The sequence below is a fragment of the Streptomyces carpinensis genome (assembly GCF_002154505.1).
Lineage (GTDB): Bacteria > Actinomycetota > Actinomycetes > Streptomycetales > Streptomycetaceae > Streptomyces > Streptomyces carpinensis.
The window spans coordinates 1-1,229 of sequence record NZ_MUBM01000579.1 but is presented as its reverse complement, the minus strand read 5'-3'; the positions used below and the strand labels follow the sequence as shown (position 1 = coordinate 1,229).

Sequence of the window (1,229 nt, the reverse complement as noted above, 5' to 3'; positions counted from 1 at the left end):
CAAGCCGGGGTTGCCCCACAGGAGATCGGTTCTCCGTGCTGTGTGCCTCAGCCGCCCGCGGGCGCTCCCCAGCTCTTCCGGTAAAGCGCCTTGAAGTCGATGCCGGGAGGACCGGCGAACAGCTGCCCCGCCGCCGGCAGGTTGTGGTCCTTGTCGGTGACAACAAGGCCGAGCCCTTCTGGGACCGCGGGCGGCTGAGGCACACAGCACGGAGAACCGATCTCCTGTGGGGCAACCCCGGCTTGGGAGCCCCACAGGAGATCGTCTTCGAGAGGAGCCACATGACCGACACCCATGAGGCGACCACCGGCACCGACAGCGAGCTCGAGGCCCGACTACGCAGAATCGACGACCAGTTGGAGTTCTACCAGCGCGTCAGCGCCTACGGCCGCCCGGCGGACGGCAACCTGCACGAGGAGACTGCCGAACTGTGGGCGCCCGAGGGCGTATACGACATCGACTTCGGTCGCTTCGAGGGCCGGGACGAGATCGCAGACTTCATACACGGCTCGCTGCACCAAGGATTGACTGCGAAGGGGTGCTCGCACGTGCTGTCGCTGCCGCACGTCATGTTGCGCGGGGACCGGGCGTACGCGAGCGTATAGCCCGAGGACGGCGAGTTCACGGCCCTCCGCTCCGTCATCTCCGGCTGGAAACTGGTTCGCACCGCCGACGGGTGGACGGTCGAGCGCCGCATGATGTTGACCGGCATGACCGCCGGTCCGCTCCACATGCTGGCACCAGTGAGCCGAGGGACGCCGCGCCGGCTGTTCCGGGCGTGCACCACCAGGTCGTGTCCCCGCGGACAACAGCGATTCTGCCGCAGCGCATCCACGGCCGTCCGCGGAACCGGTCACCTGGATCCGACATACGGCGGCACTGCTTCTCACGGCGTCCGGGCAGGTTGGCTCCGTCGTTTGCGGTCGCCCGCCGAGCAGTCCGGCTTCGGCTCCGAACGCTGGCCGAAGGGCATGCAGGTGATCGTCCGCAAGGAGCCGCCGAGAGTCCCGGGAACATCCGGCGATCGTCATCGGGGCACCGTACAGCGCTGTCAAGTAGCGGGACCCGGCGTCTACGCCCAGAACCAGGCCGCGCCGGATCGACGTGTCCTGGACCTCCCCGGTGTCGCCGCCGATGTCGGCGATCAGGACCTCGGCCCCACGAGCGGCGAAGCATCGGGCTGTCGCCCGCCCATTTCCCTTCGGTAAGCACCGCCCGTGCACCGTGCA

The 1,229-nt window shown here is 68.3% G+C and carries 2 protein-coding genes; one reads left to right on the top strand and one right to left on the bottom strand.

Features of this window, described 5'->3' with window-relative positions; all coding sequences use genetic code 11:
* Positions 1-47: 47 nt before the first annotated feature.
* Positions 48-203, bottom strand: a complete 156-nt coding sequence (locus BZY54_RS51380) for a hypothetical protein (protein ID WP_158104025.1) — start codon at positions 201-203, stop codon at positions 48-50.
* A 78-nt stretch (positions 204-281) separates the two neighbouring features.
* Between BZY54_RS51380 and BZY54_RS46370 the strand changes: the two genes are divergently transcribed.
* Positions 282-605, top strand: coding sequence for a nuclear transport factor 2 family protein (locus BZY54_RS46370; protein ID WP_143668352.1), 324 nt, complete (start codon positions 282-284; stop codon positions 603-605).
* Positions 606-1,229: the final 624 nt, after the last annotated feature.